General features: G+C 71.3%; 5 protein-coding genes. All 5 read left to right on the top strand.

Annotated elements, in window-relative coordinates:
- On the top strand, positions 1-746 hold a 746-nt coding region (locus tag VI238_RS10280), incomplete at its 5' end, for a CpsD/CapB family tyrosine-protein kinase (RefSeq protein ID WP_331651001.1).
- 7 nt (positions 747-753) lie between these two features.
- On the top strand, positions 754-2,148 hold the full coding sequence (locus VI238_RS10275; protein ID WP_331650999.1) for a J domain-containing protein: 1,395 nt from the start codon (positions 754-756) through the stop codon (positions 2,146-2,148).
- Positions 2,145-3,380 carry a hypothetical protein gene (locus tag VI238_RS10270; protein ID WP_331650998.1) on the top strand — a complete coding sequence of 412 codons (1,236 nt, stop codon included), beginning with the start codon at positions 2,145-2,147 and terminating at the stop codon, positions 3,378-3,380. The genes VI238_RS10275 and VI238_RS10270 overlap by 4 nt, the downstream gene beginning before the upstream one ends.
- 143 nt (positions 3,381-3,523) lie before the next feature.
- The gene (locus tag VI238_RS10265) at positions 3,524-3,949 is read left to right on the top strand and encodes a hypothetical protein (protein WP_331650997.1); all 426 of its coding nucleotides are present in this window, start codon (positions 3,524-3,526) and stop codon (positions 3,947-3,949) included.
- Positions 3,950-4,098: 149 nt separating this feature from the next.
- A partial coding sequence (locus tag VI238_RS10260) for an O-antigen ligase family protein (protein WP_331650995.1) occupies positions 4,099-5,467 on the top strand: 1,369 nt, incomplete at its 3' end.

Below are 5,467 nucleotides of genomic sequence, written 5' to 3'. Positions count from 1 at the left end.
AACACTTGCGACTGGCGGTCCTCGGCATCATCCCCAAGCTCGGCAGGCAATCACCGAAGGATGCCCTGTCGGACCCGCGCTCGGCGTTCTCGGAAAGCTACCGGTCGGTGCGCACGGCGCTGCAGTTCTCGACCGATCGCGGCGTGCCGAACGTGCTGCTGATCACGAGTCCGGGTCCGAGCGAAGGCAAGTCCACGTCGGCGATCACGCTCGCCCGCAACTTCGCTCAGCTCGGCAAGCGCGTGCTGCTCATCGAAGGCGACCTGCGCAATCCGTCCCTCGGCAAGACGATCGGCATTTCGTCGCCGCGCGGCTTGAGCAGCCTGCTCGCGAACGCGGCGACGATGGCGCAGGCGCTGACCCACACGGACGACCCGCGCCTCGACCTCATGTTGTCGGGACCGTTGCCGCCGAGCCCGACCGAACTCCTCGCTGGCTCCAAACTCGTGTCGCTGCTGATGACGAGCGCCGAGAAGTACGACCAGGTCATCATCGACGGCCCGCCCGTGCTCGGGATCGCGGATGCACCGATCATCGCCAACCTCGCGTCGGGTACCTTGTTGATCGTGCAGTCGGGCGCGACGCGGATCAGCGCGGCGCAGTCGGCGATCAAGCGCCTGCGCGGAACGCACGCGCACCTCATCGGCGCGCTGCTCACGCAGTACGATGCGCGCAGCAGCGGCTACGGCTACACCTATGAGGCGTACCGCGCCTACGGCGGCACGCGACGGCTCGAGCATCGATAGGCGCGCGATGGGCGACGACGTCCTCGACCTCGCGCTGGCCTTGCAGCGCCAGCCATCGCGGTGCGTCCTCGTGCGGGAGCGCGCGCTGCCGGAGGGCATCGGCATCGCGATCCAGCTCGCGTCCGCGGCCCAGCCGATCCTGCGCGAAGCGGCGTCGCGCCTCGGCGAATCCGAGAGCACGCTGCTCGAAGCCGTGCGGTTCTACCTGCAGCAGGCGCTGTTCGATCCCGGCACAGACGCCTATCGCGTGCTCGGGCTCGCGCCGGATGCGCCGCCCGATCGTGTCCGCCAGCATTACCGCTGGCTGCAGCGATGGCTGCATCCCGATCGCCTCGGCGACGAGTGGGAGTCGCTGTACGCGAAGCGCGTGAACTGGGCATGGCGGCAGCTGCGCAACGCCGAATGCCGCGATGCGTACGACTCGCGCCGCGAGTCCGGTGCCGACGAAACGATGCCACCGCCGATGGTCGCTCGCCTCGAGCCGGGTGCGTGGAAAGCCGTCCCGTTCGCGAACGCGCGTTCGAGCTGGCCGAAGCGGATCGTCCTCGGGCTGTGGCTCGCGAGTGTCGCCTTGCTCGCGCTCGCGATCGTGCGCTTCGGCGGGCCGCCGGAGGACGAGCCCGCGCTCACGACGATCGCCGTGCCCGCTGTCGTTCTGCCACACCCGTCGCGGACCGCGCTCGACGATACGGCACCGTCGATCGCCGTCCGCGACATCGCCCGTTCCTTGCCCGTGGTCGCGCCGATCCCGCACGATGCCCCTGGTGCCGACCGTCCCGAGCCGCGAGTCGGGCTGGACGTGCCGCGGCCAAGGCCGCCCGCACTCGACGCCCGCGCGGGCAACGGGCCTCGCCCGGATGCGCGCGAGCTACCGCCGCCGACGGCACCGCGCGACCGACGCGCTTTCGCCGTGGCCGACGGGGTGGCCGTCTCGTCGACCGGCCGTCGCACGCGCGAATCCGCTTCGCCCGTGACGGCCGTCGCGCCCATCGCCTCCGTCAGCGACGCGGCCGCGCGCGCCGACGATGCGCCCGGCGCATTCGTTGCCGACGACGTTGCGCTCGCGCGCATCGATACGGCGGACGAACGGCTCGCGGAGATCTGCCGGTATTTCGACCGCCTCGACACGCCGACGCCGCCGATCTGGAACGACCTCGAGACCCAGCTCGCCGCGGAGCGCGCGCGGGCAGCGCTGCACGAGCGCAGTGGCGCGTGGGATCGCACGCGGTTCGAGGTCGCGACGCCGGATTGGCGCCTGTCGAACGATTCGGCGGCGTTGTCGGCCGGCTACCGACTGCGCTCGGGGCGCGAAGCGCGCGAATCGGGTCTGCTCACGCTGTCGATGGTCTGGCGCGTGCGGATGTGGCTGGTCTCGCACGTCGAGCTGCGGCCGGACCCGTGAGCGCGCTGCGCCCGGCCACGCTGTTCGGCGTCGTGCTCGCCGCGATGGCGTGCATCGGCTGGCGCATCCTGGCGACGTCCGCGGGAGATCTCGGTGTCGCCGCGTCGGCCGAGCACGCGCTCGAGTGGGATCCGCGCAATCCGGCTGCGCGGCTCGCGCTCGCGCGGCGAGCGCTGCATGACGGTGATCGCGCGGCGGCCCGGACGGCTGCGCGCGCGCTGTTGCGCGACGAACCGCTCGCCGCATCCGCACTCGGCGTGCTCGCGCAGGCGTCGGAGGGCGAAGGCGACGACGTCATGGCCGAACGGCTTCATGCGATCGCGCTGCGCCGCGCACCGCGCGATCCGAATGTTCGCGCGTGGACGATCGATCGCGACCTCGCGCGCGGCCGCTACGACGACGCGCTCGCACATCTCTCGGTGCTGCTGCGCGTATGGCCTTCGCAGCAACGCATGCTGTTGCCCGTGATGGTCGACCTGTCGCGCGCGCCCGCGTTCGCCGACGCGATGCTGCGTACCCTGTCGACGCATCCGGCGTGGCGTGCGGCGCTGCTCGACGCCTTGCTCGCTCGCGGCGACGGCGCGACCGTGGACCGGATATTCGAAGGACTCGACGTCGGCGCCGATCTGTCGATCGCGGAATCCGGTGCCTGGCTGGAGCGCCTCATGCGCGATGGCCGCTGGAGCGAGGCGTACGGACGCTGGGCGAGCGGGATCGGGCGAGGCGCGGGCGCCGCGCTGCCGGCGCTCTACAACGGCGGCTTCGAACACGCGCTGTCGAACATCGGCTTCGATTGGCGCGTGCGCGCCGTGCCCGGCGTCTACGTCGAACGCGTGCGCGCAGCGGGCGCTTCCGGCGAATTCGCGTTGAAGATCGCGTTCGCCCATCGGCGCGTGCCCGCTGTCGGTCTTTCGCAGACGACCTTGCTCGCGCCGGGCTCCTATCGATTGAGCTACCGGGCGCGCACCGAGGACCTGCAGAGCGACCGCGGGATCGAATGGGCGATTGCGTGCGAAGGCGCGTCGATACCCTTGGCGGAGGGCCAGCCGCTCACCGGGCGGTCCGACTGGACGACCTACGAAGTGACATTCGAGGTGCCTGCCGCGGACTGCGTCGCGCAGCGCCTGGGCTTGCGCAATCCTGGCGCGGGCGGTCCCGGCAAGATGGTGTCCGGCATCATCTGGCTCGACGACATGCGGCTGGAGCCGCTCGTGCCCGTCGCCCCGCGATGAACGCCGGGAACGCGCGTCGCGTGCCCCGGTTCAGATCGTCTTCATGAACGCGGCGACCGTGGCGCAGAGGGTCGGCGACGCCGATTGTGGCCATGGATTTCAAGGTCTATACTTGTTCGCATCTTCCGCGAGAGGAGGTCGTCATGAAGCGATTTGTGTGCCAAGCGGTCGCAGTGCTGATCGCCGGGGCCGCGACCGCTGCGCTCGCGCAGGATGCGGCGACGCTCGAGGTGCAGCGCGGCGTCGTCATGACGAGCAGAGGCGGCGAGTTCGCGACCGCGCACAGCGGCCAGAGCCTGCGTGCGGGGGAGCGCGTGATGGTCACCAAGGACGGCGCGGCGACGATCGTGTTCGGCAACTGCCGTCGTACCTACGACCGGCCCGGCGTGTACACGGTGGGCGAAGGCTGCGACGCGCTCGCCGCAGGCACGACGGCCGGTGCAGGCGGGTTCGGTGGTGCGGGGACGGGCGGGACCGCGGCCTTCGTGGCGGCCACCGCGGTCGCTGCGGGCGTCATCGCGCACAACATCAATACCGATGCCGAGCCCGAGGCGCCGATCAGCCGCTGAACGGACGACATCGAGCAGCGGCGTAATGCGCGTTGCCAATCGAGGCATGGGCCGGTGCAGATCGCGCGCGGTGCCTGCCTCGGGGAGGATGCGGGCCGCGTCGGACGCATCCCGGATCGTCGTTCGCGGCCCTGTGCGTCGGCGGCCGCATGGACACTGACGAACGGCGTACCGCGCTCGTGGCCGGCGCCCTCATGGCCCTCTGTTTCGCCACCGGCGGCAGCTCGCAGCAAACCGGCATCGGCACCGCCCTCGCACAGCTCGCTTCGCTGCCGATCCTCGTCCACGCCGTGCTGAGGACGCGCTCGCGTGGAGGACTGCGTGCGTTCCGCGCGCCGATCGTCGTCGCGGTGCTCATCGCGAGCATCCCGTGGCTGCAGCTCGTGCCGATCCCGTCCTGGCTGTGGAGCCTGCCTCCCGCACGAGTCGCGCTCGCGCATGATCTTGCTGCGGCCGGCGTCGAGGATGTTTCGCTGCGCTGGAGCCTTTCCCCTGCGGCGACCGAGCGCGATGCGCTCTCGATGCTGCCGCCGCTGGCGCTGTTCTTCTGCGCGCTCGCCGTCGATCGAGGCGCGTGGCGCGGCCTGTGCGCATGGCTCGTCGCGCTCTGCGCATGCAGCCTGCTGCTCGGCTTCGCGCAGTCGGGCGTCGCCCAGGACAGCGTCCTGAACCCGTTTCCGCAGTATGCGCCCGCGCTCGCGGGCGTGTTCGCGAACAGGAACCACCAGGCCGTCGCGCTCACGATCGGGTTGGTGCTGTCGGTGGCGCTGCTCGTCGATGCGCGCCGGCGCGGCACGGAGCGGGGAGGGCGCTCGATTGCGGCGGTCCCGTTCGCGTTGTCCGCACTGCTGCTCGCCGTCGCGCTGCCGCTGGTGGGGTCGCGCGCGGGTATCGTCATCGCGATGATCGCGATCGGTGTCGTGCTGCCTGCGGCAGGCGTCCCCTCGCTCGCGCGCCTGCGCGAACATCGCCCGACCCGGTGGGCGACGGCCGCCGTGCTCGGGCTGCTCGTCGCCGGCATCCACGTCGGGCTCGCATGGGTGCAAAGCGATGCCGCGGTAACCGGCTCGCGCTGGATGCTGTCGCGGGAGACGCTGCGCATCGCCGTGGACAACATGCCGCTCGGCAGCGGCTTCGGCAGCTTCGTGCCGATGTTCCAGCAGGGAACGGGACCGGAGACGCTCGCCCGTACCTACATCAACGCGGCCCACGACGAGTACGCGCAATGGGGGCTCGAAGGCGGCGTACTCGTGCTAGGCGCGCTGTTCGCCGCCGTGATCGTGCTCGCACGCGTCTTCGTGCGCCTGGTGCGGCGTCATCCCGAATCGCCGGCGCGCACGATCGGCGTCGCGGCATGGTCGGGGGTGTTCGCGCTGCTCGTGCACTCGGGCGTGGACTATCCGCTGCGCACACCGGCGCTGATGGCCGCATGCGCGCTGCTCGCGGGTATCGCAGTCGCCGCGGCCGGCGCGCCGTCGACGCGCGACGGCGAGATGTCGCGCAAGCGGGTCGTTGCGA

Origin of the sequence: Dokdonella sp., from assembly GCF_036518555.1 — a bacterium.
Classification (GTDB): Bacteria; Pseudomonadota; Gammaproteobacteria; order Xanthomonadales; family Rhodanobacteraceae; genus Dokdonella_A.
Note: the sequence above shows the minus strand (reverse complement) of the source record. Positions and strands in the feature narration are given on the sequence as shown.

Coding starts and splice junctions, on each gene's coding strand:
- VI238_RS10275 (WP_331650999.1), top strand. CDS start 754: ATGGGCGACGACGTCCTCGACCTCGCGCTGGCCTTGCAGCGCCAGCCA.
- VI238_RS10265 (WP_331650997.1), top strand. CDS start 3,524: ATGAAGCGATTTGTGTGCCAAGCGGTCGCAGTGCTGATCGCCGGGGCC.